The sequence below is a fragment of the Rhizobium sp. SG741 genome (assembly GCF_012275435.1).
Lineage (GTDB): Bacteria > Pseudomonadota > Alphaproteobacteria > Rhizobiales > Rhizobiaceae > Rhizobium > Rhizobium lusitanum.
This window is the reverse complement of the sequence record NZ_JAAZQP010000002.1, coordinates 465,959-490,969: the sequence shown is the minus strand read 5'-3', so window position 1 is coordinate 490,969 and position 25,011 is coordinate 465,959. Positions and strand designations below refer to the sequence as shown.

At 60.1% G+C, this 25,011-nt stretch carries 24 protein-coding genes and 1 pseudogene; 10 read left to right on the top strand and 15 right to left on the bottom strand.

The features are described 5' to 3' along the window. Window positions 1-38: 38 nt before the first annotated feature. Entirely contained in the window at window positions 39-575 is a 537-nt protein-coding gene (gene recX, locus FHT29_RS07650) for a recombination regulator RecX (protein WP_047555017.1), read from the bottom strand. A 259-nt stretch (window positions 576-834) separates the two neighbouring features. Here recX and FHT29_RS07645 point away from each other — a divergent pair, with 259 nt between their 5' ends. Beyond that, window positions 835-1,866, top strand: a complete 1,032-nt coding sequence (locus tag FHT29_RS07645) for an aldo/keto reductase (protein WP_168599494.1) — start codon at window positions 835-837, stop codon at window positions 1,864-1,866. 85 nt (window positions 1,867-1,951) lie between these two features. Here the strand turns inward: FHT29_RS07645 and FHT29_RS07640 are convergent, their stop codons facing one another. After that, window positions 1,952-2,986, bottom strand: coding sequence for an aldo/keto reductase (locus FHT29_RS07640; protein WP_168599493.1), 1,035 nt, complete (start codon window positions 2,984-2,986; stop codon window positions 1,952-1,954). A gap of 93 nt (window positions 2,987-3,079) precedes the next feature. Here FHT29_RS07640 and FHT29_RS07635 point away from each other — a divergent pair, with 93 nt between their 5' ends. Next, window positions 3,080-3,982 carry a LysR family transcriptional regulator gene (locus FHT29_RS07635; RefSeq protein ID WP_168599492.1) on the top strand — a complete coding sequence of 301 codons (903 nt, stop codon included), beginning with the start codon at window positions 3,080-3,082 and terminating at the stop codon, window positions 3,980-3,982. 61 nt (window positions 3,983-4,043) lie between these two features. Here the strand turns inward: FHT29_RS07635 and FHT29_RS07630 are convergent, their stop codons facing one another. The 4 genes from FHT29_RS07630 to msuE all read right to left on the bottom strand — a co-directional run bounded on the left by FHT29_RS07630 (window position 4,044) and on the right by msuE (window position 6,267). Then, window positions 4,044-4,703 (bottom strand): peroxiredoxin, encoded by a 660-nt coding sequence (locus FHT29_RS07630; RefSeq protein ID WP_168599491.1) that lies wholly within the window; start codon window positions 4,701-4,703, stop codon window positions 4,044-4,046. 114 nt (window positions 4,704-4,817) lie between these two features. After that, on the bottom strand, window positions 4,818-5,402 hold the full coding sequence (locus FHT29_RS07625; RefSeq protein WP_168599490.1) for an alpha/beta hydrolase: 585 nt from the start codon (window positions 5,400-5,402) through the stop codon (window positions 4,818-4,820). Window positions 5,403-5,467: 65 nt separating this feature from the next. Then, window positions 5,468-5,644 carry a hypothetical protein gene (locus FHT29_RS07620; RefSeq protein ID WP_234903847.1) on the bottom strand — a complete coding sequence of 59 codons (177 nt, stop codon included), beginning with the start codon at window positions 5,642-5,644 and terminating at the stop codon, window positions 5,468-5,470. Window positions 5,645-5,706: 62 nt separating this feature from the next. Further along, on the bottom strand, window positions 5,707-6,267 hold the full coding sequence (msuE, locus tag FHT29_RS07615) for an FMN reductase (RefSeq protein WP_037192376.1): 561 nt from the start codon (window positions 6,265-6,267) through the stop codon (window positions 5,707-5,709). A gap of 309 nt (window positions 6,268-6,576) precedes the next feature. Here msuE and FHT29_RS07610 point away from each other — a divergent pair, with 309 nt between their 5' ends. Then, a complete protein-coding gene (locus FHT29_RS07610) occupies window positions 6,577-8,016 on the top strand; it encodes a family 16 glycosylhydrolase (RefSeq protein WP_037192379.1) in 1,440 nt (479 codons plus the stop codon). 29 nt (window positions 8,017-8,045) lie between these two features. On the opposite strand, the gene FHT29_RS07605 is transcribed toward FHT29_RS07610, so the two are convergent. The 5 genes and pseudogenes from FHT29_RS07605 to htpG form a co-directional block, all read right to left on the bottom strand. After that, the gene (locus FHT29_RS07605) at window positions 8,046-9,356 is read right to left on the bottom strand and encodes an HlyD family type I secretion periplasmic adaptor subunit (RefSeq protein ID WP_168599489.1); all 1,311 of its coding nucleotides are present in this window, start codon (window positions 9,354-9,356) and stop codon (window positions 8,046-8,048) included. A gap of 2 nt (window positions 9,357-9,358) precedes the next feature. Next, window positions 9,359-11,092: a type I secretion system permease/ATPase gene (locus FHT29_RS07600; protein WP_168599488.1), complete on the bottom strand. Its 1,734-nt coding sequence runs from the start codon at window positions 11,090-11,092 to the stop codon at window positions 9,359-9,361. 341 nt (window positions 11,093-11,433) lie between these two features. Beyond that, window positions 11,434-12,207: a siderophore-interacting protein gene (locus tag FHT29_RS07595; protein WP_168599487.1), complete on the bottom strand. Its 774-nt coding sequence runs from the start codon at window positions 12,205-12,207 to the stop codon at window positions 11,434-11,436. Window positions 12,208-12,528: 321 nt separating this feature from the next. Beyond that, window positions 12,529-12,811, bottom strand: a pseudogene (locus FHT29_RS07585) (PIG-L domain-containing protein); the annotation flags it as partial. A 185-nt stretch (window positions 12,812-12,996) separates the two neighbouring features. Beyond that, the gene (gene htpG / locus FHT29_RS07580; RefSeq protein ID WP_168599486.1) at window positions 12,997-14,883 is read right to left on the bottom strand and encodes a molecular chaperone HtpG; all 1,887 of its coding nucleotides are present in this window, start codon (window positions 14,881-14,883) and stop codon (window positions 12,997-12,999) included. A 513-nt stretch (window positions 14,884-15,396) separates the two neighbouring features. On the opposite strand from htpG, the gene FHT29_RS07575 reads away from it, so the two are divergent. The 5 genes from FHT29_RS07575 to FHT29_RS07555 all read left to right on the top strand — a co-directional run bounded on the left by FHT29_RS07575 (window position 15,397) and on the right by FHT29_RS07555 (window position 17,821). Beyond that, window positions 15,397-15,606 (top strand): cold-shock protein, encoded by a 210-nt coding sequence (locus FHT29_RS07575; RefSeq protein ID WP_037192391.1) that lies wholly within the window; start codon window positions 15,397-15,399, stop codon window positions 15,604-15,606. Between the two features lie 449 nt (window positions 15,607-16,055). After that, a complete protein-coding gene (gene rpsU, locus FHT29_RS07570; protein WP_037193176.1) occupies window positions 16,056-16,295 on the top strand; it encodes a 30S ribosomal protein S21 in 240 nt (79 codons plus the stop codon). A 47-nt stretch (window positions 16,296-16,342) separates the two neighbouring features. Further along, window positions 16,343-16,573, top strand: coding sequence for a hypothetical protein (locus FHT29_RS07565; RefSeq protein ID WP_037192396.1), 231 nt, complete (start codon window positions 16,343-16,345; stop codon window positions 16,571-16,573). A gap of 661 nt (window positions 16,574-17,234) precedes the next feature. Next, entirely contained in the window at window positions 17,235-17,417 is a 183-nt protein-coding gene (locus tag FHT29_RS07560; protein ID WP_047554688.1) for a hypothetical protein, read from the top strand. 230 nt (window positions 17,418-17,647) lie between these two features. Beyond that, complete coding sequence (locus FHT29_RS07555) at window positions 17,648-17,821, top strand: hypothetical protein (RefSeq protein WP_092573627.1); 174 nt, start codon at window positions 17,648-17,650, stop codon at window positions 17,819-17,821. Between the two features lie 79 nt (window positions 17,822-17,900). On the opposite strand, the gene FHT29_RS07550 is transcribed toward FHT29_RS07555, so the two are convergent. From FHT29_RS07550 to FHT29_RS07540, 3 genes are all read right to left on the bottom strand, one after another. Continuing rightward, window positions 17,901-18,734, bottom strand: a complete 834-nt coding sequence (locus FHT29_RS07550) for an alpha/beta hydrolase (protein ID WP_092573628.1) — start codon at window positions 18,732-18,734, stop codon at window positions 17,901-17,903. Between the two features lie 307 nt (window positions 18,735-19,041). Further along, window positions 19,042-20,040: an alpha/beta hydrolase gene (locus FHT29_RS07545; RefSeq protein WP_037193182.1), complete on the bottom strand. Its 999-nt coding sequence runs from the start codon at window positions 20,038-20,040 to the stop codon at window positions 19,042-19,044. 274 nt (window positions 20,041-20,314) lie between these two features. Further along, on the bottom strand, window positions 20,315-21,004 hold the full coding sequence (locus FHT29_RS07540) for a DJ-1/PfpI family protein (RefSeq protein WP_037192406.1): 690 nt from the start codon (window positions 21,002-21,004) through the stop codon (window positions 20,315-20,317). Window positions 21,005-21,089: 85 nt separating this feature from the next. Between FHT29_RS07540 and FHT29_RS07535 the strand changes: the two genes are divergently transcribed. Continuing rightward, window positions 21,090-22,040 carry a helix-turn-helix domain-containing protein gene (locus FHT29_RS07535; protein WP_113134132.1) on the top strand — a complete coding sequence of 317 codons (951 nt, stop codon included), beginning with the start codon at window positions 21,090-21,092 and terminating at the stop codon, window positions 22,038-22,040. Window positions 22,041-22,219: 179 nt separating this feature from the next. Continuing rightward, entirely contained in the window at window positions 22,220-23,131 is a 912-nt protein-coding gene (locus FHT29_RS07530; RefSeq protein ID WP_037192409.1) for an acetamidase/formamidase family protein, read from the top strand. 15 nt (window positions 23,132-23,146) lie between these two features. Here the strand turns inward: FHT29_RS07530 and FHT29_RS07525 are convergent, their stop codons facing one another. Next, entirely contained in the window at window positions 23,147-24,889 is a 1,743-nt protein-coding gene (locus FHT29_RS07525) for a cation:proton antiporter (RefSeq protein ID WP_168599485.1), read from the bottom strand. Between the last annotated feature and the right edge of the window lie 122 nt (window positions 24,890-25,011).

Below are 25,011 nucleotides of genomic sequence, written 5' to 3'. Positions count from 1 at the left end.
TAGCCGGTGACCCCGGCTATTTCAATGAGTGTCAGGCCTCAGAATGCAGAGGTCGACTGCAGCACCTCTTCGGCGTCCTGACGCTCCATATCGAAAACCTTCTTGCCGACCGCAAAGCTGAAGCCGTTGCGGGCGAAGGCGGACAATTCCTTTGACTTGCGCTTCTCATCCAGATCACCGCGCCGAAAGGGCCCGAAGCCGCGCTTTCTGGCAAAGATCACCGCCGCGTGGAGATCGTCGACCTCCTCCACTGCGGCGACGACCGTTTCACTATGTATCCCCTTGGACGCGAGCTTGAAGGCGATGGCTTTCTTCGATTTGCCGGAGCGAGCTGCGGAGCGCGTACTGATTTCGGCGTAAACGACATCATCGAGTACTTTCAGCTCATAGGCGAATTTGACGGCAAAATCGGCAAGCGCTTTGATCTGCGCATCACTGATACCCTCGAATTTCTGTTTCGCCTTTCTGGCGATCGCATCGAACAGCTGCTTCTCGGTCATCATCCGGCGTTCGAGGCGATAGATCGTGGAGTTGCGCGCCCAGGAGAGCATGCGGCTTGTCGGCGTTTCATCCATGAAGGAAGACATTCGGCGAAAGAGGAATCATCACGGAGAATTTTACGCAAGCCAAGTCGTCCAGGCAATGAATGCGCTTGGTTATCATGGGATGATTGGCTATTGTATTGCTGTGGCCTCGACGCTGGAGTGTCGGGCGCCATACGTCATCGACGGTGGAGGCCGTCTCAACCACGACATCGCTATGGATATCGGAGCCCCCGGCTCTGCCGCTCGCTTTTGCGAATCGGGTGCCGTCGCTCCGTCAGAGGAGACAGGAATGGATTATCGCAAGCTCGGCCCAAGCGGGGCCGTCGTAACCGCCTACTGCCTTGGCACCATGACTTTCGGCGCGGAAGCGGACGAAGCCGCATCGCACAAACTGCTGGACGATTACTTCGCCTGGGGCGGAAATTTCATCGACACCGCCGACGTCTATAGCGCCGGCAAGTCGGAAGAGATCATCGGGCGCTGGCTCAAGGCGCGTCCGACCGAGGCACGGCAAGCCGTCGTCGCCACCAAGGGCCGTTTTCCGATGGGCAACGGCCCGAACGACATCGGCCTCTCGCGCCGGCACCTCGGGCAGGCTCTGGACGACTCGCTGCGCCGTCTCGGCATCGACCACATCGATCTCTATCAGATGCATGCCTGGGATGCCTTGACCCCGATCGAGGAGACGCTGCGCTTTCTCGACGATGCGGTGCGCGCCGGCAAGATCGGCTATTACGGCTTCTCCAACTATGTCGGCTGGCACATCGCCAAGGCCGTCGAGATCGCCAAGGCGCACGGATACACGCGGCCGGTCACGCTGCAGCCGCAATATAATCTGCTCGTACGCGATATCGAGCTTGAGATCGTCGACGCATGCCTGGATGCCGGCATGGGCATGCTGCCCTGGTCACCGCTGGGCGGGGGCTGGCTGACCGGCAAATACAGGCGCGACGAGGCGCCGACCGGTGCTACCCGGCTTGGCGAGAACCCCAATCGCGGCAGCGAATCCTATGCACCGCGCAACGCGCAGGAGCGGACCTGGGCAATCATCGCTGCCGTGGAAGAGATCGCCAAGGCACGCGGCGTCACCATGGCGCAGGTCGCACTGGCCTGGACGGCGGCGCGGCCGGCGGTGACCTCCGTCATCCTCGGTGCCCGCACGCGGGAGCAGCTTGCAGACAATCTCGGCGCCGGCGAGCTGAAGCTGTCGGAGGCGGAGATGGACAGGCTGAACGAGATCAGCGCACCGCAACCCGCCGCCTATCCCTATGGCGAGAGCGGCAGGAACCAGCGTCATCGCAATATCGAAGGCGGCCGGTAAAATATAGTTTGGCGGCGAAGAGAGATTGTTCTTCGCCGCCAGCTTTTTCCTTGTCCCAGTCTCGGGCAAGCACAAGGGCTGCCAGTCAGACCAGCGGCGGATTGAGCCTGGCAAAGCCCTCCTGCCGTCGATATGGGAAATAGGGATAGGGCGCGGCCACGGCGCTGACCCGGTCCAGCTTTTCGATTTGCTGCTTGGAAAGCGCCCAGCCGACCGCACCGAGATTTTGTCGCAGCTGCTCTTCGTTGCGCGCGCCGATGATGACGCTCGCAACGGTCGGCCGGCTCAGCAACCAGTTGATTGCGATCTGCGGCACGCTCTTGCCGGTTTCGGCAGCGATCTCATCCAGAGCATCGACGATATCGAACAGCTTTTCGTCATCGACCGGCGGCCCGAAGGATGCTGTTTCGTGCAGGCGGCTTTTCTCCGGCAGCGGCTGACCACGGCGGATCTTGCCCGTGAGCCTGCCCCACGCGAGCGGGCTCCAGACCAGCGCGCCGACATTCTGATCCGCGCCGAGCGGCATCAGCTCCCATTCATAGTCGCGGCCTGCAAGCGAATAGTAGACCTGATGGGCGACATGGCGCGCATATGAATGCCTGTCGGAGACGGAAAGTGATTTCATCAGCTCCCAGCCGGCAAAATTCGAAGCGCCGATATAGCGGATCTTGCCCGCCTTCACGAGACCGTCAAGGGTGGAAAGCGTCTCCTCGATGGGCGTCGAGGCATCGAAGGCGTGCAACTGCAGCAGGTCGATATAGTCAGTGCCGAGACGATGCAACGCAGCGTCGACCGATTTGATCAACCGGGAACGCGAAGCGCCCCAATCACCCGGTCCATCCCCCATCGGCAGTGCAGTCTTGGTCGAAATCAACACGGCATCGCGCCGGCCCCGGATCGCCTGACCGAGCACCTCTTCGGAGGCGCCGGCCGAATAGACATCGGCGGTGTCGAAGAGATTGACGCCCGCCTCGAGGCAGATATCGACGAGACGCCGCGCCTCCGCCGCGTCCGTCGAACCCCAGGCACTGAAGAGCGGCCCGCTGCCGGCAAATGTGCCGGCTCCGAAACTGAGCACGGGCACTCTCAAGCCGGAAGCACCAAGATTTCTGTAATCCATCGTCTGTCTCCTTTGGTTCCCCTCATAGATAGACGCTTCGACAGTGATGATATAGATTGCCGGAAAGAAACTGATTTGTGATTTCAATTCATCATGAGCCGTCAGGATATCAATCGTTCCGGTGAAATGGAGGTCTTCGTCCGCGCCGTCGAGCTCGGCGGCTTCACCGCCGCCGCTAAGGCCTGCGGCATGACCCCTTCAGCCGTGAGCAAACTCGTCGCGAGGCTAGAGAAGCGTCTCGGCGCGCGTCTCATCAATCGCTCGACGAGGCGCCTGCAGCTGACGCCCGAGGGTTGCGGCTTCTATGAGCGCAGCGTGACGATCCTCGCCGATATTGGCGAGGCCGAACGCCATGCTTCGGCAGGCGAGCAGGTTGCGGGGCATATCCGCATCAACACCAGCGGCTCCTTCGGCAATCATGTGCTCGCTCCACTCGTTCCCGCCTTCATGGCGCTATATCCTGATGTCTCGCTCGAGGTCTTTCATACCGATCGGATCGTGGATCTGATGGAAGAGCGGGCAGATGTCGCAATCCGCGCCGGCCCGCTGAAGAGTTCCAGCCTCACCGCCCGCAAGCTCGGCGCGACGCGTAAGATGATCGTTGCATCGCCGGATTATCTACGGCGGCACGGTGTGCCGCGCTCACCCGCAGAGCTTGAAAGGCACTGCCGCATCGGCTTTTCCTATTCGCGGGCGATCGAAGACTGGTCCCTTCGGTTCGGCAGCCAAATGATGACACTTCCGGCGACGCGCAGCCTGCTGGTTGGCGACGGCGAAGCCATGCGCCACCTTGCGCTTGCGGGCGCCGGGATTGCGCGCCTCGCCGCCTTCACCGTCAAGGCCGATCTTGATGCCGGCCGGCTGCTTCCGGTGTTGGAAGAGCTCAACCCGGGCGATGTCGAGGAATTCTACGCCGTCTATATCGGCCAGGGTGGCCCCCTGCCGGCGCGGGTGCGGGCGCTCCTGGAGTTCCTGCGCGAGAATGTCAGGCTATGAAAAGGCGATGCGGCCCCCGAGGTCGCATCGCATCGATTGGTAGTCGCGCCAACGTGCCGACTTAGGCAGTCGGCTGCCGGGTCTTGCGCAGATAGGGCAATACCGTATCGAACGCGCCGAACCGGCTGATGGCGTCCTCGTTGGAAACGGCGGCGGTGATGATGACATCTTCGCCCTGCTGCCAGTTTGCCGGCGTCGCGACCTGGTGCTTGGCGGTCAGCTGGATGGAGTCGATGGCGCGGAGAATTTCGCCGAAATTGCGCCCGGTCGTCATCGGGTAGGTAAGGATCAATTTGATCTTCTTGTCCGGGCCGATGACGAAGACCGAGCGAACAGTGGCGTTGTCGGCGGGCGTGCGCCCCTCGGAGCTTTCGCCGGCACCGGCCGGCAACATGTCATAGAGCTTGGCGACCTTGAGGTCCTTGTCGCCGATCAGCGGATATTCGACCTCGAAGCCGGTCGCCGTCTTGATATCGCTCTTCCACTTTTCATGACTTTCGACCGGATCGACGGAAATGCCGATGACCTTGACGCCGCGCTTGGCGAATTCCCGCTCCAGGCCTGCCATCGCTCCGAGTTCGGTCGTGCAGACGGGCGTGAAGTTCTTCGGGTGGGAGAACAGAACGGCCCAACCGCTGCCGATCCAGTCGTGGAAGTGAATTTCCCCTTGCGTCGTCTCTGCGGTGAAATCGGGAGCAATATCGTTGATACGCAAGCTCATTACCCTACCTCCAAAATGTGATCCTCGTCGCATGCCTTGGATTGCGAGCAGAGGAAACTGTCAAAAAGTCGACCGCACAATGGCGTCGAATGACTCTCATGGGAAGCCCCTCTTTCAAGGGAGCGCCGTGATTGCAAGCGGAAGTCCTTGCCGCCGGCGATGCTTTGTGCGCGCCTTCAGCATTTCCAGAAACCCGTAGCCGCTTGGCCATCGTCCAAACCCGCTGGCGATATTGATGTGCCCGGCAAGGCCGATGTTGCGGACATCGGAATTCCAGAGCCGGCCGAACATGGTCAGGCGGTCGAGCCTCATATAGATGTCGTTAAGGCTGCCGATCGTGATACTAGGGAAAGGCAGCGCCTCCGTCGGCATCGTGCCGAAGGAAAGATGGCCGGCGTGAAGCGTCTCGGTTACGGGAATATCGCAAGGGGCGACGAGAAGTGCTCCTTTGACCCTTCGCGCAGCCGGGCGACCGGGCAATCTCGCGGTCAGCAGGCAGCCCAGGCTATGGGCAACGATATAGGCTTCGCCGGCCTCTTCCAGCGCCGCCTCGAGGCTTTCCATCCAATTGCCGAGATTGGGATGGTCCCAATCGTCCTGCTCCACGAGCCGAACATCAGGATGATCCTGCAGCCAATAGCGTTGCCAATGCCCCTCGCCCGATCCGAACAATCCGGGCATGATCAGCACTCTGCTCATGATACCCTCCCAGCCGATTTCAGCGAGAACCGCAATCCGCGACACGAAACCAAGGGCGTGTCCCTTCAATACCAGGGCGCCGGCGTGGAGCACCAATAATAGAGCTCATACTCGCGGGCGGAAGGCTCCCGGTCGTAGCTTGCGGTCGGCGCCCCTTGTACGGGCACAAGCCCATCCCTCTTTCTATCCAACGGAAAGAAGCCGAAAATCGTCTTCAGGCGACTGATGATACTAGATCTCATGCAACCCTCCATCTCGTTGAATTCCAGGCTTAGCGCTTGCAGATCGAACCGCCTTTCAGGCACTATTCCGCGGCAACAAGCACCCTCACCGGATGCGGAAAGAAGGCGGCAAGCTCGCCGACGACTTCATTGATCCGGTTGGCGAGCGGCTCCGAGGAAACCTTGTAATCGGTGAAATCGCGATCCGAGGCATAGACCGCAGTCGGCAGCGTATGGGCCATGAAGAAGCCGAAGAGCGGCCGTAGTTGGTGCTCCACCATCAGCGCATGCCGGTCGCCTCCGCCCGTCGCCGTGATGATGATCGGCTTGGCGCGCAGTTCATGAGGATCGATAAGGTCGATGAGATGCTTGAAGAGCCCCGGATAGGATCCCTTGAAGGTCGGCGAACCGATGATCAGCGCATCCGACGAGACGATATCGTCGATGACGCTCTTGGCTTGATCGTCAAGATCCTTGCGCCATTGCGCTGCGCCGAGCGAGGGACCGACATCGTGCAGGTCGTAGACCTTGCTGGCAAACCCATATCGGTCGCTCGCCAGACCGGCGACGGTCCGAACCAGCGCGTAGGTCTTTGATGGCCGATTGAAGCTGCCGGCGATGCCGACGAGTTTAGGGGCGCTCATTCTTATTCCTTTCCGAACGTCGGGCACGCTTTCGATAATGCGAATATTGTCCACAAAATTGATAGATTAAAAGAAACGACGATCTCTCGTTGGTCGCAAAACCGAAAATCTCTTCCCTGCTTGTAGGGGCTGCCCGTCCCGGGTGATCCAAAATGCGCGATGCCCAGCCATTTCACTCATATCGCCGAAAAACTTGTCGCGCGGGGCTGGGCGAAAAAACAAAGCACGCTATCTGAGGCACATGAGCGTGGAGGAATATAATATCAGGTCTGTGGAGGAGACAGCCCGGCACAAAGGAAGAGGTTTGCGATGCCCAATTCGGTTCTGAATGCCCTAGGACAGCCGCTTTACTACAGCGATACGTCGACGGGTTTCTTTTCGGCCACCGGCTCCGGCCCTACGCTCCACGGCACCGCCGGAAATGATTCCATGTGGGGTGACAACACCGTCAACGTGACGATGATGGGTGGCACCGGCGACGATATCTACTATCTCTATTCAAGCATCAACCACGCCTACGAGGCGCCCAATGCCGGTGTCGATACCATCAACACCTGGATGGACTACACCCTGCCGGACAATTTCGAAAATCTCACGGTGACCGGCAACAACCGCCATGCCTATGGCAATAGCGCCGACAACATCATCACAGGCGGCAGCGGCAGCCAGACCATCGACGGCGGCGCCGGCAACGACGTGCTGACAGGCGGCGGCGGTGCCGATACCTTCATCGTCACCAAGGGCAACGGCAGCGATCTCATTACCGACTTCAGCGCTGACGACAAGGTGCGCCTCAACCAATACGGTCTGACTTCCTTCGATCAGGTCGTCAGCCATACCAGCCAGGATGGCGCCAACCTGCATCTCGATCTCGGTAACGGCGAAAGCCTGGTCTTCGCCAACAAGACGGTTGCCGATCTGCACGAAAATCAGTTCCAGCTCGGATTGGACAGATCCTTGCTGACGCAAACCTTTTCAGACGATTTCAACGCGCTCTCGCTGCACGAGGGAACACAGGGCACCTGGGACGCGAAATATTCCTGGGCACCGGACAAGGGCAGCAGCCTGAACGACGAGCTGCAATGGTACATCAACCCGTCCTATGCGCCGACGGCATCGGCAAATCCGTTTTCAATTTCATCCGACGGTGTTCTCACCATCACCGCGAAACCGACGCCCGACGCATTGAAGACAATCACCGAGAACCATAACTACACGTCCGGCGTACTGACCACCCATTCCTCCTTCTCCCAGACCTACGGGTATTTCGAAATGCGCGCCGAGATGCCGCATGACCAGGGCGTCTGGCCGGCCTTCTGGCTGCTGCCGGAGGATGGCTCCTGGCCGCCGGAACTCGACGTGGCGGAAATGCGCGGCCAGAACCCGAATACGGTCAACGTCACGGTTCATTCGAATGCCACCGGCGAGCACACGATGACGTCCATTCCAGTGGAAGTGCCGAGCACCGACGGCTTCCACAATTACGGCGTGCTCTGGGACAAGGATCAGATCACCTGGTATTTCGACGACGTCGCCGTCGCCCATGCCGCCACGCCCGCCGATATGCATGGTCCGATGTATATGCTTGTCGATCTCGCCGTCGGAGGCCTGGCGGGCACGCCGTCGGACGGGCTCCAGCACGGATCCGAAATGAAGATCGACTACATCAAGGCCTATTCGCTGGACGACCATGCAGCGCAACTCGCCGCCTCGGCCCAAACAGCCCATACGTCGGATTGGCATATCTGAGAAAATCAAGGGTGCCTCACGGCGGCACCCTAATCCTCCTTGAATGCCCGCCGGATCTGATCGGTCATCGGCTTCGTCAGATAGGCCAGAATGCTTCTTTGGCCTGTCTGCATGAAAGCCTCCACCGGCATGCCGGGCAGCGGCGTCAGTTTCCCCAGCCGGTCCCATTCCTGTTTCGGCGCCCTTGCCCGCACGATATAATAGCTCTGGCCCGAACGCTGATCGATCGCCAGATCCGCCGAGACCGTCTCCACATGCCCGTTCAGCTCCGGCGTAATCCGCTGATTGAAGGCGGGAAATCGCAATGAGACCGGCTGCCCGACAGCGATCTGATCGATATCCTGCGGCGCGAGCTTCAGCTCGGCCACGAGCGCATCCTTGTCGGGGACGATCTGCAGGATCGCTTCGGCCGGCGAGATGACCGCGCCTTCGGCATGGATGCCCAGCTGATCGACGATGCCCGCCTGCGGCGCCCTGATGTCGATCCGCTTCAGATCGTCCTCGGCGGCGACCAGGCGTTCCGAAAACTGGCCGGTATCACTCTCCGCCTGGCGCAATTGATCGGAGACCTGCGAGCTCTGATCGGCATCGATCTGAAGGATCTGCAGTTCGGTTTCCGCGATCTTGCCCCTGGTCTGGGCAATCGACGATACGAGATTGCCGAGATCGCCGTTCAGCGAGGCGCTTTCCCGCTGCAGAGAATAGACCTTCGTCGCCGAAATGATGCCCTGGTTGAGCAGCCCCTCGAGGCTGCCAAGCTCCTTGCCGATCAGCGCAATCTCGCTCCGCTTGCCCTGCTCCTGCGCCGTAAGCCCCTCGATCTCCTGCTTCAGCTGCTGAATTCGTTCGCGCAGCTGCGATTTCTGGCCCTCGCGTGAAGCCTCCCGGTCTCGAAAAAGCCGCCGCTCACCGTCCAGAATGGCCCCGACATCCTCGTTGTCGGCGGCAGTGAGCAGATCGGCCGGAAAGGCGATCTCATCCTTGCCGTCGCGCTCGGCGACCAGACGCGCCGTGCGCGCGGACAGTTCGCTGAGGCGCTTGCGGATGATGGCGAGATTGGCTCTGGTTTGCGTGTCGTCTAGCCGCAGGAGCACCTGGCCTGCACCGACATGATCGCCGTTCTTCACGAAGATTGCGCTCGCGATACCGCCCTTCAGATGCTTCACCGGCTTCACGTAGCTGTCTACGACCAGGCTTCCGGAAGCAATCACCGCGCCGGAAATCTTCGTTGCGGCCGCAAGGCCGCCCATGACGCCGAACAATAGCAGGATGGCGGCCACCACGAGCAGCGACAGACGGCGGATGGCGCGTTCGGTTGAAGGTGATGGGGTGTCGTTCATCCTCATACTTCTCCGCCAGCAATCGCAAGGGCTGCCGTCCCGACCTGCTTGGGCGGGGCGCCGAGGATCTCCTTCTTCGGCCCGAATGCCTGCATCTGGCCGCCGGCAACGATCATCACCTTGTCGGCGGCGGCAAGCGCACTCGGCCTGTGAGCGATGACGATGGCGATGCCGCCCCGCTCCCGCACGCCCGTCAGCGCGGCGGTCAGGCCCGTCTCTCCTTCGGCATCCAGGTTAGAATTCGGCTCGTCCAGGACCACCAGGAATGGATCCCCGTAAAGCGCGCGCGCCAATGCGATGCGCTGCCTCTGGCCGGCCGAAAGCCGTGAGCCGCCCTCGCCGATCACCGTATCGAATCCATCGGGAAGCTTGACGATCATGTCGTAGACGCCGGCAGCCTTCGCAGCTGAGATGACCGGCTCGGGCTCCATATTCTTATCGAAACGGGAAATGTTGTCCGCAATCGAGCCGTCGAAGAGAGCGACATCCTGCGGCAGATAGCCGATATGCCGGCCAAGTTCGTTCGGCTCCCATTGCGATAGCGCTGCCTTGTCGAGCCTGATGGTGCCGATCGCAGCCGGCCAGAGACCCGTGATCGCGCGCGCCAGCGAAGACTTGCCCGATGCACTCGGACCGATGACGCCCAGCACCGTTCCCGCCGGTACTTTGAACGAGACGTTGCGCAGGATGAGATCGCGGCCGCCCGGAGAGGCAACGCTGATATTCTCGACGCTGAGTTCGCGCGCCGGTGCCGGCAGGGTGAGAGCATGCTGCTCGGCAGGTGCGACATCGAGGAGCGTCGCAAGCCGCGTCCAGCCCTGGCGCGCGGCAACGAAACCCTTCCATTGACCGATCGCAAGCTCGACGGGTGCCAGCGCCCGCGTAACCAGGATCGAGCTCGCGATGATGATACCGCCCGTCGCCTCCTGACGGATGACAAGGATCGCGCCGACCGCCAGCACCGCGGATTGAAGCATCATGCGCGCCATCTTTGCCGCGATCGTCAGCGCTCCGACGATGGAGCCGGCAGCCGCCTGATGCTTCAGGTAATCGTCATTCATGACAACCCATTTCTCGGTCAGCCGGCCGGCAAAACCCATTGATATCGCCGCCTCCCAGTTCCGCCGTGCCGCCTGGGCAAAGCCGAGACGCAGGGCGGAGGACTTGGCGGCCTCCAAGGCCGGCCGTCGCGACAATATTTCCGCGAGCAAGGTTATGCCGACGAGCAGGATGGCGCCGCATAGGGCCGTGACGCCGATCCAGACGTGGAACAGGAAGCAGAGGATCAGGTAGAAAGGCATCCAAGGCAGGTCGAAAAGCGCCGTCGAGCCGCTGCCGGACAGAAACGAGCGGATCTGCTCGAGATCGCGAACCGATTGCAACCCGTCATCCGATGTCTGCCTTTGAGTCGGCAGGAACAGAAGCGAGCGGAAGACCTTTCGGTTCAACCGCTCATCCAGCGACGTGCCGATGCGCGCAAGCAGCATCGAACGCAGCAGTTCCAACACTCCCTGGAAGAGGAACAGGGTTGCGACGATGATGACGAGTCCCGATAGCGTCGGCAGGCTGCGGCTGGGAATAACCCGGTCGTAGACCTGCAGCATGAAGAAGGAGCCGGTCAGCGCCAGCACGTTGATACCAGCACTCGCAAGCGCAATGCTGAAGAAGGCCTTGCGCAGAGACGACAACATCAGCGAGACGAATGTTTGCGGCGGTTCTTTCGGGACGGCAGGCACTTCGCTTTGATCCTCAATATCGGCCGTCGCGTGCGGCAGGGGTTTGCGCGACGTTCGTCGGCACCGCCTCCCGCTCGGCGCCTCGAACCTGTAAATTGACCGGCGATGACTTCGTCACCATTTCCGCTTTGCGCCTAACCTTCGGCGATTCCACGCAATTTAGGAAGTCGAAATCTGCCCCGGCTTCAGTCTCGGTGAACTCAATCTTAGCATTGAGCCCCTTGTCCTTTTACGGGACAGCTGTGCCATCAGATGGGGCAGGAACATCTGCCGGCAAGATGAGCCGGCCTTCATATCAGGATTGGCAGGCGGTTTCTTGCAGCCGCCTGCCATATCGACACCTAGTCGAATTTCTCGGTCGCGTCCGCCTTGCCCTTGACCCAGTAGCCGGATGCCTTGATCCAGCTCAGCGGATAGCCGCGTTCTTCGACGAAATAGGTCCGCAGCGCACGCGTCACCGAGGCTTCAGCGGCAATCCAGACGAAGGTGCCGGGCGCAAGCTCGACCGATTGGAGAACGGCCATCAGCGCAGACGCGTCGGTCGCCTCCGACAGGGGCCGATGCGCCCAATGAGTCTCCAGCTGGGCGTCGGTTTGAAAGATCTGGTGCTCGGCAGCGTCCGCAACCGCCATAATGGCCGTGATCCGCACATCGCTGCCGGCCTCCTCGATGCGACGGCCGATGGCCGGCAACCCCGTCTCGTCGCCGACGAGCAGCCAATTCTTGACGTCGTCGGAGATAACAGCAGAACCGCGGGGACCGCCGATCTCCAGGCTGTCACCGGGGCGGGCGCCGAGTGCCCATTGAGTGACAGGTCCTGCTTCATGAATGGCAAAATCAATGACGAGCGTGCGGGCATCGGTATCGTAGCGGCGAGGCGTATAGTCGCGCCGCACCATCTCTTCGCCAGGGCCCGGCACGAGAACCTTGATGTGATCGTCGGGCGCGAGGCTGACAAAATCGGCAAGGTCTTCCCCGGCAAGCTCGATGCGCAGCATGCCGGGCGTGATCTTTTCCACGTTGGAGACGGTCAGGGTACGCCGCTTCAGCTCATGGCGCACACGCTCGATCTTCGGAACCGAACTATTCGGATTTGAGGTTTGGGGGTTATCCATCTGTGTCCCTTCGAGGCTCTTAAACCTTGATCCGCAGGACATAGCCGCGCAGACCGAAGCCGCAGAGCCGTTCGATCATACGCGTTGAGTGACGTTAACGCTTACGTGGCCGGGCGACACCCGGCCATTTCGGGTTCCTCTATAGGAGAAGAATGCGCAGCGCGCAATAAAAAGCTTCAAATGAAACTCAAGTTTATGACGTCGCAAACATGCGGCCATCGAACAGTTTTCGCGCTGTCCTGACCGTTCCCGCCCCATTAATGGTCGCCCTCGTCGAGGTCCAGGAAAACCTCCATCAGGCCCGCCGGATGTTCGATAAGAGATGACATCGGCCAGGCAGTATTTGTCTTCGTCCGTCAGGCGCAGCGGATAGTCGCCGAGGTCGAAGACGCCGAGCGCCTTTGCCGCCTTTTCCGATTCCGCCCGTTGCGCTGCCTTGACCCGCTCCAGCGTCATGCCCGGCTGCTTCCGGAGCTTTGCCGACTCGCCGCGCTCGTCGAGGGACAGGCAGACGACGGTGACCTTATAGCCCGCTCCGCATGCAGCGCGATACGAAGTCAGGAGCATGCGCGCTGATAATAAGTGCCGTCTTTTCTTCCGACATGGGGAACTCCTTCCGAACGACAGCGATTTCACGCCGCGCGGCGTAGTTTGCCAATTCGGATCTCGTGCCCTGGCGATAAGTTTTGGCTAGAGCGACCCGCTCTGTCGAACGTATTCAGCCTTCCCGACCGCACTCGAAAGATCCGGGCCGGCACGGCCTCATCAAAGTCGTGCCGGCCCTTTCGATTACTGGAGAGCCTTTTCCATCACCCGCGCCAGACGCTCGGCGAAAGCGCGCGGATCGGCCGGCTTGTCGCCATCCAGCACGCGCGCCTGATCGAGCAACAGGAATGCCGCATCGTCGCGCAGCGACGGTGCATCGATCTTGGCGGCGATGGCCTTGACGACCGGGTGATCCATATTGATTTCCAGGATCGGCTTGGCGCCGGACTGCAAGCGGCCGGCCCCCTGCAGGATCTTCTCGAGCTGCCGGTCGTAACCCTGTTCGGAAGCGACCAGGCAGACAGCGCTTTCGATCAGGCGATCGGACGCGCGCACGTCCGACACCTCATCGGCAAGCTTTTGCCTGGCGAAATCGATGAAGGCCTGCACTTCGGCGGGAGCACTCGCATTTTCCGCCTTGTCTTCGTCCAGCTTTTTGAACTGCGCGAGATCGGCGGAGCCCTGGGTGATCGACTTGAAGCTCTTGCCCTCGAATTCCGGCGCATTTGTCACCCAGAAGCTGTCGACGGAATCCGTCAGCAACAGCACTTCGATGCCGCGGGCGCGGAAACCTTCGAGCTGAGGCGATGCCTTCAGCTGATCCAGGCTGCCGCCCACAAGATAGTAGATCGACTGCTGGCCTTCCTTGGCGTCCTTGACGTAATCGGCAAGCGAACGGTAGCCATCGCCGGAGGCGGTGGTGCGGAAGCGCGACAGCGCCAGCAGTTGCGTGCGCCGCTCGAAATCCTCGTAGAGGCCTTCCTTGATCAGGCTGCCGAAATTTTCCCAGAGCTTCAGGAAAGCATCCTGATCGCTTTCAGCCAGCTTCTCGATTGCCGTGATGATACGGTTGGTGACACCCTTGCGGATCGCCGACAGGATCGCGCTTTCCTGGATCATCTCGCGCGAGACGTTGAGCGGGAGGTCGTTCGTATCGACAAGACCGCGCACGAAGCGAAGATAACGCGGCAGCAATTCCGCCTCGTCGGTGATGAAGACCCGCTTCACATAGAGCTTCATGCGGCCTTTGCGATCCGGATCGGAGAGATCGAATGGCTGCGAGCCCGGCACGAAGGCGAGAGCGGAATATTCGTGGCGGCCTTCGGCGCGGAAATGCACCGTCAGCGCCGGCTCGTCATACTGGCCGGAAACGCCGCGATAGAAATCCGTATATTCCTCGCTGGTGATGTCGTTCTTCGACTTGGTCCAAAGCGCGGTGCCGTCGGTCAACTGCGTGGGCTCGGCGCCGGGCGCCTCGGCGATCTTGATCGGTACCGGCACATGGCCCGACTGCTCCTTGACGATGCGCTCCACCGTCCAGCGCGATGCATAGCTCTTGGCATCGTCCATCAGATGCAGCGTGATGCGCGTGCCGCGAGCGGGAGCCTCGGCCACATCGATCGGGGCGACGCTGTAGCCACCCTTGCCGTCGGATGACCAGAGCCAGGCTTCCTCCGCGCCGGCGCGGCGGGAGGCGACGTCAACCCGGTCGGCGACCATGAAACAGGAATAGAAGCCGACGCCGAACTGGCCGATGAGCTGCGCGCCTTCGCCCTGCTTGTTGGCCTCGATGCGCTCCATGAAGGCGCGCGTGCCCGAGCGGGCGATCGTTCCGAGCGCCTCGATCAGCTCATCGCGGCTCATGCCGATGCCGTTGTCCTCGACGACGAGCTTGTTGCCGTCGGCATCGAGCGTCAACAGGATGCGGCTGTCGGGGTCGTTGGCGAGCAGCGCGGGCTCGGCGATCGCCTCATAGCGCAGCTTTTCGCAGGCATCGGTCGCGTTCGAGATCAGCTCGCGCAGGAAGACGTCCTTATCCGAATAAACCGAGTGAACCATCATATGCAGAAGGCGGGCAACGTCAGCCTCAAAGACGTGGCTCTCAGCGGTGTTTTCTGCGGTGGTTGTCATGTGCGTCTAGTCTCCTGGGAATATTGAAAGTCGCGCCGAACAGGTGGCGGAAGATGAGGCAAATTTCAAGCGGGCGTTGTCGCTTCATGCGCTGGCGGCCAGATGATTTTCGCTCTCATCCGACACAACCGTCCATCCGGCAAATCTTCCGGCCGCGCGACCCGCAGCGTCGCCCGCCAGCCGGTCGCGGCTCCTGCCGTACCGATACCCGCGGGATCGTCGACACATGCCTTGCGACCGCGGCCGAGTGGGTGTAGCGAACACCCCATGGCGATTGTAAATCAACGGTTATTTTCATTTATTGTATCGGAGCGGCTGCCGGTTAAAATCGTCGGCCATAAATGCAGCCTTGCCTTTGCCTTGTTTCAGCCCTATGTTAATAATGTCGATCTTGCTTGATGATCTTTGTTAACGCGGAAGCGTAGCCGAATTTTCTTTCAATTTTGGTCGTGATACTGCGGCAAATGGTTTGCCGCGGAGCGAAATTCTATGTCTAATTGAAAGGAAATTGTCATGAGCTCTGGAACTGTAAAGTGGTTCAATAGCGCCAAGGGTTTTGGCTTCATTCAACCTGAAGACGGCGCAACGGATGTGTTCGTTCACATTTCCGCTGTGGAGCGCGCAGGTATGAATTCTCTCGCCGAAGGCCAGAAGGTCGATTACGAACTGGTTCGCGATCGCAAGACCGGCAAGAGTTCTGCCGACAATCTCAAAGCTATCTGATTGTCATTCGTCATGCTGACCACGGATGTACTGGCAGCAAGGATCGAACTGGCAGGGAAAGGTCGGGTAATGCCCGGCCTTTTGTATTTCTGCGGCCCATCAGCGAGGGGATGCCATGAGCAGAATGAAGTTTTCGGCTGGAGACGTAGTGGTCTTGAAAGCGGATCTCACTCGGCTGAAAGCAGCCCCAAGGACATGCCGCATCATAAGCATGCTCCCCTCCGACTCCGCCGAGGCATATTATCAGGTTCGCTTCACGCATGAGAGCTTTGAACGCCGCATCTCGGAGGCGGACATCGAGCAGCTTTGCGCGGATCCAGTTGCCGACAGCCAAAACTCCACATCCGCAAGACCGGAGCCTTGGCTGAAACCCCTTACTGCGGGAGGCAAAAAACAAGCCTTCAGATAGGGCGCGGAGCGACATGCTGTGCGCTACGGAAAGGTATGATTTGCAAGTTTTTGTAAAAGACAATGATATTGATCAAGCATTGCGCGTACTGAAGAAGAAGATGATCCGTGAAGGCATTTTTCGCGAAATAAAAGTGCGCTCAGCCTTTGTGAAGCCATCCGAGCAGCGTGTTCAAGAGAAAGCGCAAGCCATTCGCCGGCACCGCAAGCTGATGCGCAAGAAGCTACAAAGAGACGGTCTGCTGCCCAAGAGCACCCGAAGCCGGACCCAAAGTCGTTAATCTTCGACAACCCTCCCCAATTTACTGCTGTGCGCGAAGGAGCGATCATGACAGCCACCAAGGACCAATTCTTCAAGAAGGCTGCGTCTCTCACCAACGACAAAGCCGCGACCACCACCAGCATGGCAAAATCCATCGTGGCGGCGGAAAACTCCGCCCGGGAAAAGAAAACCGAGGCGCTGCGAACTCTTCGCCTGCAACAAGAAGCCACGGAAGAACCGAAAACGGCCACCTTGGTAAAGGAAAGAAAAAAGCCCATCCGGCGTGGCCGGGCGTGACATTGCGGGAGAATATCGCCTAACCATTAAGGGACAAGGCAATCTCGCCTGCGCGCGCTAGAAGCCCAGGCGTTCACGTCTTTCCATGTCCTTGACATTAAGAATGGCGCAATAGGCCTTTGCTTCCTTCTCAGTCAGAACGTTCAGTATCCAATGCGTGGGCTCCGCAGCCCTTCCCGTGAAGACATCGTACACTGTCCAGGTACAATCACGCTCCTCACGAACGCTGTATCTGAATGTAAGCTTCGACATGGGCCACCGAGAAGGATGGGGCGGAGCAATTTCCGTGTCGCATCGATCTCAAGTAGTTTATCAGCCATTTAAGTTTCGGAGAAGACGGATACTCATCATCTCCTTAGCTGCATCGAAAAAACGTCCGGAAACTCCCTATGGACGCCTAATAAATCGAAATAAATTTCTCTAGTACTTGCATTCGACGGAATGACACCCCACATCTACGAAGTAACATTGCTGGTGAGCGCTAACGAAATTTGACGCTCGCGATGTTTTAGTCGTTTTCCTCTTTTGACCACGGATGTACTGGCATTGGTGCGAGGGCGATGTGAGGAAGGTCGGCGCGGTTTCGCTCCGGCCTTTTTTGTTGCCGGCAGCTCCAGGAGGCAACATGAGTGCATTTAGAGTCAATCGGTCAGAGCAGCGCTTGTCCAGAGCCGAAAAAGCGGCGATTGCCACGAATGATTCAGCACGGACCATCATTCAAAACGAAGTCGTTGCGCGTGAAAGCAAGACGGAGCGCCTTCGCCAGGCAAGATTGGCCAAGGAAGTGTCGGACCCATCCGTTGAGAAGCCGAAGCAAAAACAGGGGCGCAAGCTGAAAGGCTAGTAGACCGTCAACGTCCGAATTGGAAAAGACGACCGCGACACTCTTCTAAGCATTTGATTGGCTACGAACGTCAACCCCATTCACTGGCGTTGCAAGTCCGGGACATTCCGCAGAGCAGTCGGAATATGCTCGCCCTATATTCGGAACCCGAGAGCGCTGGGCGCTCACCGCCATAAGCTTGACTTATTGCACTCAATATGAGAACATAAAGTGAACATATGGAGATGTCCATGACCAAAGCTGAACAAGTCATTGAGCGTGCCATGACCTTTGTCGCGGTCTCGAAGGCGCTTCGGGAGCGCGAGCAGAAGCGGCTCGCCAATTGGAAACGCCGCGTCGACATCAGCCGGCCGCTACCACCCTTGCCGCGTGCCGTTCAGCTTTCATTGAAACTTGATAGCTGAAGCGGCAGGCGTGGTAACAGCACCCGGCCGGCTGTGAAGCGCCCGCCGGAAGGCGGGCGCTTCACTCTTCGGGGGATCTTTAAGCCTTGAAGAACGCCAGCAGATCCGCATTGATGATATCCGCATGCGTGGTCGCCATGCCGTGCGGAAAGCCTTTGTAGACTTTCAGCGTGCCGTTCTTCAGCAGCTTGATGGACAAAAGGGCCGCGTCCGCAATCGGGACGATCTGGTCATCATCGCCATGCATGACCAGCGTCGGCACCTCGATCTTCTTCAGATCCTCAGTGAAGTCCGTTTCCGAGAAGGCCTTGATGCAGTCGTAATGCGCCTTGGCGCCCCCCATCATGCCCTGACGCCACCAATTATCGATGACGCCCTGCGAAACCACCGCACCGGGGCGATTGAAGCCGTAAAACGGTCCTGACGGAACGTCGCGGAAGAATTGCGCGCGATTGGCGGCAAGCGCCGCGCGGAAGCCATCGAATACCTCCAGCGGCAGGCCACCGGGATTCTTGTCGGACTTGACCATGATCGGCGGCACGGCGCCAATCAGCACCGCCTTGGAAACCCGGCCATGACCGCCATACTGCGCCACGTAGCGGGCGACTTCGCCACCGCCGGTCGAATGGCCGACGTGAATGGCGCCTTTCAGGTCGAGATGCTCGGCGAGTGCGGCCACGTCGGCAGCATAGGTATCCATCTCGTTTCCGGTCGCCGTCTGGCTCGAGCGCCCGTGGCCGCGGCGATCATGGGCGATAACGCGGTAGCCCTGATTGAGGAAAAAGAGCATCTGGGCGTCCCAATCGTCCGAGCTCAGCGGCCATCCGTGATGGAAGACGATCGGCTGGCCTGTTCCCCAATCCTTGTAGAAGATCTGAGTTCCGTCCTTGGTGGTGATCGTGCTGCTGCTCATTGTGTCCTTACCTTTCGAAGATTGCTTTGCAGAGGCTTGTGCAGGTTGAGCGAAGGGCATGACGGCGGCGGCGGCAAGGCCTAGTCCGGCGGTCATAACGCCACGACGGGTAGCTTGATTGATCGACTGGCTCATTTCAATCTCCACTTATAATATATTGCGCGATTTATTATCGCAATATCATTATGCATAGAGCACTCGCCGCGCGTTGTCTACAAAAAATTTATCTTACGATTATATCGTGCGATAAATAATTATAGGATACTCCACGAAACCCAATCGGGCCGCATACGATTGTACGCCAAGACTATTGCGCGGGTTTGTCGACGAAATGCGAAATCGCGAATTCCGCCACTCTCCCATTCGACTTCCTGGCATCCTCGAGCCAGAATGGGAAAATCTGCCACTGGTGAATCATGCCAGGCCAGATTTCCAGGGCCACGTCTCCGCCCGCCTGCCGCACCTTGTCCGCCAGCCGCACACTGTCATCCAGCAGCGTCTCCCGCGAACCCACCTGGATCAGCAGGGGTGGAAAGCCGGCCAAATTGGCATAGAGCGGCGATATCTCGGGATCGACCGGTGATCGGTCGGCAACATAGGCATTGTGGATGATGGTCAATTCCTCCTTGCCCATGAACGGGTCACGGGAAGCGTTTGCAACCAGTGACGCCCCCGTCGCGGCGAAATCGGTCACCGGGCTCATGGCAACCACTGCCGCGGGAAGCGCTCCTTTGAGGCGAAGCTGGTTCAGGATAATCTCGATGGCCAGGGTTCCGCCGACCGACTCTCCCGCAATGACAATGTTTCCGGCCTTGTATCCTGACGACAGGAGCCAACGATAGGCCGCCACCGCATCGTTGATCTGCGAGGGAAAACCGTGTTCGGGCGCGAGACGATAGTCGATGAGCAGCACATCGGCAGACGCCCCCTTGGCAAGCGAGGCGGCAATATTGCGGTGTGTCCGCAGCGAGCCGCTATAAAAGCCCCCTCCATGCAGATAGAGAATGGCACGCCTGCCGATTCCATAGTGCAGCCGTGCCGGCCAGATCAGATCGCCGGCAACGCCGTTGGCGTCAACCCGGCGAATCTGCACGCGTGTCGGATCCGGCGTCGCTGCCATCAGATTCTCGAAGTCGGCACGCCGCTGCAACAGGTCCTTGTCGGCCATGGCACCGCTGTCGCGCAGCGCTTTGATCAGCTTCTCGATCTGCTCGCCCGATGCCTTCGTCTGCTGCCCGACCTCAAGCGCGTGAGCTTCTGATGCCGGCAGCATCGGCGAGAAAACCGCGGCGACCAGAATGTTCATCGCCATGGCAAAACGGGGAATGCAGCGAAATGATCGGAACTTGTTCATCAGAATAGCCTCTCGCCCACCACAAGGCCGCACACGACATCGTGATGCCACGGTCGCAGAAATGCTGTTCCTGTCAAGCATGAGAGGCTACCTGAAATCAGGATCCTGTTCGCCCGATTGGGCATCGTCACCTCGATGGGATTGTCGCTACGATCAAAAGTCAGATCGTGTCCTTATCGACGTTCCATTTCAGCGAGGTGACATCGCTTGCGCACAGGATCGGCGCTCAACCGGCCTGATGCCGGCGAGCCGCGAGACGAGCCATGATGGCCTCCCGGGCCGTCCGCGAGCCGGCAAGCCGCCGTTTCGTCTCGATCAACACATCGGCCGGCGCCTCCTCCGGCGATCCGGAGTGAAACGGCGGTGCGGGCGCGTATTCCAGCGAAAGCTGGATGGCTTCCGCCTCCGCCTGATCGCGCAGGGCCGCAACGATGGTCAGTCCGAAATCGATGCCCGCCGTCACGCCGCCCGCGGTGAAAAGGTTGCCGTCCCGGACGACTCGTCCAGGGGTCGCGATGGCGCCGAATTCCGCCAGGAAATCGCGCGCATTCCAATGGGTCGTCGCCTTCCTGCCCTTGAGCAGACCGGCGGCGCCAAGAACGAGAGAACCTGTGCACACCGAGGTTATGAAGCGTGCCTGGGCCGCCTGCGCGCGGATAAAGGAGAGAACCGTCTCGTCTTCCAGCAGCGCATTGACGCCGCTGCCCCCCGGCACGCAGATCACATCGAGGGACGGGCACGCCGCAAAGCTCGTCGTCGGCTGCAGCACCAGCTTGGTGGCGGAGACGATCGGAGACGTATCCTTCCAGACGAGGTGAACCTCCGCACCTTCCATCGACGCAAATATCTCGTAAGGGGCGGTCAGGTCGAGTTGCTGGACGCCCGGAAAGGCGAGCAGGCCGAAGCGAACGGTCATGGTGGATCTCCTATGGTTGACTTCGACCAGCCTATGCGATCACAATCTGGCGTATTTGCCAAACTCCCGTCATTTTGTGCCAATCATGCGCCACATCGAGATACTTGCCTTTGACAATGCCCAGCTGCTCGACATAGCCGGTCCGCTGCAGGTTTTCACCAGTGCCAATGAGGCGGCAATCGAAAGCGGATTGCCAAGGCCCTATGAGGCAGTCGCAGTCGCGACGGACGCGCAGACCAGGACCAGTTCAGGCCTTGTGCTGACGACTGCGCCACTCAGCGACGTTGGCGGCCCGCTCGACACCTTGATCATCGCCGGCGGCTGGGGCGTCAACAAGGCATGCGAAGATCAGGCCCTGGTCGAGTGGGTGCGCAGGCGGTCGGCAAGCACCCGGCGAACCGCCTCCGTCTGCAGCGGCGCCTTTCTTCTTGCCGAAGCGGGACTTCTGGACGGGCGACGCGCGGCGACCCATTGGAACCGCTGCGAGGAATTCTCAAAGCGCTTCCCGCAAGTGAAACTGGAGCCGGATCCGATCTTCGTCCGGGACGGCGACCTATGGAGCTCGGCGGGCGTGAGCGCCGGCATCGATCTGGCCCTCGCTTTGGTCGAAGACGACCTCGGCCGGAAACTGGCACTTTCCGTCGCCCGCGAGCTCGTCGTCTTCCTGAAGCGGCCGGGCGGCCAGGCGCAATTCAGTTCAGCATTGCGCCTGCAGGAAAGCGGCGAGCGCTTCGACCAACTGCATGCCTGGATCATGAGCAATCTGCGCGCGGACCTCTCTCTGCCCGTTCTCGCCGAACGGGCGAATATGAGTGCGCGCAGCTTTTCCCGGCATTACCTCAAGGCGACCGGACGCACGCCCGCAAGGGCTGTGGAGGATATCCGCACCGAGGCGGTGCGGCGTCTGCTGGAAGAGGGCCTTACGGTTCACCAGGCGCGCATCCGTTGCGGCTTCAGCTCGGAGGAAACCATGCGGCGCAATTTCCTGAGAAAATTCGGAACCACGCCACAGGCGTTTCGCGATCATTTCGCCTAGATCAACCTGCATTCCAGGTCGCGGCCGGCGAAATCCGCAGAGCGCTGTTGTCGCTTTTCTATTATCGTCCTTGGGATCGTCCGAAGCGGTAATCCATAATATCCGCAAACGCGGTCTTTCGTGACACGGCAAAGCTGTCATAGGTTGACCGAACCAAATTCAGGATAAGGCTGTAGGCAATGGCAACGCACCGTTTTACCCCCACCGTCTATCACAACGTCATCGGCTCCCTGCCGCCGGCCTTGCATGTCGCCGATGGCGATACCGTCATTACCGAAACGCTCGACGCTGCCGGCTATGACAAGCATGATATTCGCCATGCCTCGGGTCCCAACCCGATGAACGGCCCGATCTTCGTCGAGGGTGCGGAACCGGGCGATTCCCTCAAAGTCGAAATCCTGACGATGGTGCCGACGCGCGATACGGGATTCACCCGCAGCGTCGTTGCAGGCAACGTCGTCGATCCGCAGGATGTGCGGGCACTGCCGGCCAGCGAAAAGGTGATCTGGCAGATCGACCGCGAAGCCCTGACAACGAGACTTTCCGAGCCGGTGGCCGGCCTTGAGGCCCTGACGCTGCCGCTTTCGCCGATGATCGGCTGCTTCGGTGTTGCGCCGGCGCTCGGCCAGGCCATATCGACCGCCACCAGCGGCGAATTCGGCGGCAACATGGACTATCGGCTGCTGGGGCCGGGCACGACCATCTGGTTTCCCGTATCGGCGCCAGGCGCACTTTTCTTCCTGGGCGATTGCCACGCCGTGCAGGGAGACGGCGAGATCGTCGGCACGGGAATCGAAACCACCTTCGAGGTGACGGTACGGCTGAGCGTCGAAAAGAAAAAGACGATAGTCTGGCCGCGCGGCGAGACGGTGGACGACATTTTCACCATCGGCAATGCCCGGCCGCTCGACCAGGCCCTGCAGCACGCAACCAGTGAAATGCTGCGCTGGCTCGGCTCCGACTACGGCCTCGATAAGACTGCCGCCAGCCACCTGCTCGGCCAAGTCGTGCGCTACGATGTCGGCAATGTCTTCGATCCGGCCTATACGATGGCCTGCCGCGTTTCGAAATCCTGGCTGAGGCGCCGCTAAATCCCAGATCGGGCGTCAGCTCGCATCCTCTGATTGGTCGCGCCGCTGGCGCGACACGTTGCTTTCCTGCCGTTCGCGCGCCATGTGGCTGACGGCGGCGCGCAGTTGCGGATGCCGCGACATGAACAGGTTGAAATCACGGCGCTCCAGCACGAAAAGCTGACAGAAATCGACGGCAACGACATCGGCGGTACGGCGCGCGCCGGTCAACAGGGCCATTTCGCCGAAGAATGAACCGGCGCCGAGCGGAACCTCATCGTCCTCAAGCTGCACTTCGACGGCGCCGGACGCGATGAAGAACATGCTGTCGCCGCGATCGCCCGTGCGAATGACGCGATCGCCCGGCGAAGCCGATCTCGGCCGGAAGAGCAGCAGAAGCTCCTCATGCGCATTGTCATCCAGCTCGGCAAACATCGGAAAGGTCTCGATCAGTTCCTCGATCTCGAGACTATGCTGCCGATCCCTTTCCTCCCGCTGCTTGTTGATGGCGGTCAGTTCGCGACGCAGCCCATCTTGCTTGGCCATGCCGTATTTGCTCGCGAACGACGGCCATCGGGAAAACGTCCATTTCTCCAGCTTCTCGACGGCGAAGAAGGCCAGCGGATTGAGCGTAATCGACAGGATCGCTCCTGCAAGAATGAGATCCTGTCCTTCCCGGGACAACAGACCGAGCGAAACGCCGAGCCCGGCCAGGATGAAGGAAAATTCGCCGATCTGCGCAAGGCCGGCTGCAACCGCAAAGCCCATGCTCGCCGGGTAACGCAGTAGCAGTACCAGGCCGAAAGCAATCAGTGACTTGCCGATCATGATGAGCGCAAGCACGCCGACGATCATCAGCGGTTCGCGCACCAGGATAGTCGGATCGAAGAGCATGCCGACGGATACGAAGAACAGCACGGAAAAGGCATTTTGCAATGGCAGGGAGTCGGCCGCAGCCCGATGGCTGAGATGCGATTCACTCATCACGAGCCCGGCAAAGAAGGCTCCAAGCGCGAGGGAAACGCCGAATATCTCCGCCGCCCCGAAGGCGATGCCAAGCGCGATCGCCAGAACCGACAGCGTGAACAATTCGCGCGAGCCTGTGCGGGCGACCGACGTCAACAGCCAGGGTACGACGCGCGGACCGATGAAGATCGCTACCAGAGTAAATGCCGCCACCTTGACCAGCGTCATGCCGATCGTCAGCCAGATCGAGCCGGAAGCCGCATGGTCGCCGGCATTCACATGGCCGCCCATGGCGCCGGCAAAGGCCGGCAGCAGGACAAGTGCGAGTACCATCGCCAGATCTTCGACGATCAGCCAGCCGACAGCCACGCGCCCGTTGGTCGAATTCACCAGATTGCGCTCTTCCAGCGCTTTCAACAGTACAACGGTGCTGGCAACGGCAAGGCTTAGCCCGAGGACCACGCCTGCGCCGATGCCCCAGCCCCAGAGGGACGTCAAGCCGATGCCTAAAAGCGTTGCGATCGCGATCTGACCGATGGCACCGGGGATGGCGACTCCGCGCACCGCCAGCAGATCAGCGGCCGAAAAATGCAGGCCGACGCCGAACATCAGCAGGATGACGCCGATTTCTGCCAATTGCGATGCGAGTGAAACATCGGCGACAAAGCCCGGTGTGGATGAGCCGATAATGACGCCGGCAACCAGATAGCCGACCAACGGCGGCAGATGTAGCCTGTCGGCGAGATAGCCGAAAATGGCCGCGAACACGAACCCGCCGGCAATCAGTGCGATCAATGCGACGTCGTGCGGCACGGCTATCCTTCCCGTTTCACGGCGTTAAAGCCTGTTCCTCTCTTTTCAGGCTAACTAGCATCGCTTTTGCCTACCCGTCTACGGGGTCGTGCGAAACCGGAGGAAAACGTCGCCTCGCGGAT

What these genes read in the sequence shown, in the direction of transcription:
- recX (WP_047555017.1), bottom strand. Translation starts at nt 575, where the DNA reads ATGGATGAAACGCCGACAAGCCGCATGCTCTCCTGGGCGCGCAACTCC.
- FHT29_RS07645 (WP_168599494.1), top strand. Translation starts at nt 835, where the DNA reads ATGGATTATCGCAAGCTCGGCCCAAGCGGGGCCGTCGTAACCGCCTAC.
- FHT29_RS07640 (WP_168599493.1), bottom strand. Translation starts at nt 2,986, where the DNA reads ATGGATTACAGAAATCTTGGTGCTTCCGGCTTGAGAGTGCCCGTGCTC.
- FHT29_RS07635 (WP_168599492.1), top strand. Translation starts at nt 3,080, where the DNA reads ATGAGCCGTCAGGATATCAATCGTTCCGGTGAAATGGAGGTCTTCGTC.
- FHT29_RS07630 (WP_168599491.1), bottom strand. Translation starts at nt 4,703, where the DNA reads ATGAGCTTGCGTATCAACGATATTGCTCCCGATTTCACCGCAGAGACG.
- FHT29_RS07625 (WP_168599490.1), bottom strand. Translation starts at nt 5,402, where the DNA reads ATGAGCAGAGTGCTGATCATGCCCGGATTGTTCGGATCGGGCGAGGGG.
- FHT29_RS07620 (WP_234903847.1), bottom strand. Translation starts at nt 5,644, where the DNA reads ATGAGATCTAGTATCATCAGTCGCCTGAAGACGATTTTCGGCTTCTTT.
- msuE (WP_037192376.1), bottom strand. Translation starts at nt 6,267, where the DNA reads ATGAGCGCCCCTAAACTCGTCGGCATCGCCGGCAGCTTCAATCGGCCA.
- FHT29_RS07610 (WP_037192379.1), top strand. Translation starts at nt 6,577, where the DNA reads ATGCCCAATTCGGTTCTGAATGCCCTAGGACAGCCGCTTTACTACAGC.
- FHT29_RS07605 (WP_168599489.1), bottom strand. Translation starts at nt 9,356, where the DNA reads ATGAACGACACCCCATCACCTTCAACCGAACGCGCCATCCGCCGTCTG.
- FHT29_RS07595 (WP_168599487.1), bottom strand. Translation starts at nt 12,207, where the DNA reads ATGGATAACCCCCAAACCTCAAATCCGAATAGTTCGGTTCCGAAGATC.
- htpG (WP_168599486.1), bottom strand. Translation starts at nt 14,883, where the DNA reads ATGACAACCACCGCAGAAAACACCGCTGAGAGCCACGTCTTTGAGGCT.
- FHT29_RS07575 (WP_037192391.1), top strand. Translation starts at nt 15,397, where the DNA reads ATGAGCTCTGGAACTGTAAAGTGGTTCAATAGCGCCAAGGGTTTTGGC.
- FHT29_RS07565 (WP_037192396.1), top strand. Translation starts at nt 16,343, where the DNA reads ATGACAGCCACCAAGGACCAATTCTTCAAGAAGGCTGCGTCTCTCACC.
- FHT29_RS07555 (WP_092573627.1), top strand. Translation starts at nt 17,648, where the DNA reads ATGACCAAAGCTGAACAAGTCATTGAGCGTGCCATGACCTTTGTCGCG.
- FHT29_RS07550 (WP_092573628.1), bottom strand. Translation starts at nt 18,734, where the DNA reads ATGAGCAGCAGCACGATCACCACCAAGGACGGAACTCAGATCTTCTAC.
- FHT29_RS07545 (WP_037193182.1), bottom strand. Translation starts at nt 20,040, where the DNA reads ATGAACATTCTGGTCGCCGCGGTTTTCTCGCCGATGCTGCCGGCATCA.
- FHT29_RS07540 (WP_037192406.1), bottom strand. Translation starts at nt 21,004, where the DNA reads ATGACCGTTCGCTTCGGCCTGCTCGCCTTTCCGGGCGTCCAGCAACTC.
- FHT29_RS07535 (WP_113134132.1), top strand. Translation starts at nt 21,090, where the DNA reads ATGCGCCACATCGAGATACTTGCCTTTGACAATGCCCAGCTGCTCGAC.
- FHT29_RS07530 (WP_037192409.1), top strand. Translation starts at nt 22,220, where the DNA reads ATGGCAACGCACCGTTTTACCCCCACCGTCTATCACAACGTCATCGGC.